This is a genomic window from Campylobacter sp. RM9328, assembly GCF_012978615.1.
The window spans coordinates 1-376 of sequence record NZ_LIWF01000079.1; the positions used below are offsets into that span (position 1 = coordinate 1).

Genomic DNA, 376 nt, shown 5'->3' on the forward strand with positions numbered 1-376 from the left:
ACAACTTTAAAAAACTCCACTCAAAAGGATTAACTAGCAAAGGCGATTATGAGAGATACATTAGAGTTAAAAACTCCATTGAAGTTACTAAAAAACTGCTTGATGAAAATGCTAAAATTAGTATAGATAGCTCTTTAGCTTATGCCAAGGTATTTGGCAATGATAAAAACAATATATTTAATCTATCTAAAAAGCTTGATAGCTTAGATAAAAGCATACACATATTAAAACAATCAGATATGAATTTTGAAGAATACTCTAACTATCTAAAACAATTAGAAAAAAATAAAGAATTTCTATCCGATTTAATAGATGAAAGATTTGAAAAGATTGAAAAAATAGTAAAAGGAAAAGGTAATAACATAGATAGAGATAG

General features: G+C 25.8%; 1 protein-coding gene. It reads left to right on the top strand.

Features of this window, described 5'->3' with window-relative positions; translation table 11 throughout:
- Nucleotides 1-376, top strand: a 376-nt coding sequence (locus CCAL9328_RS10775; protein WP_170000651.1) for a hypothetical protein, incomplete at both ends; no start/stop codon positions are given.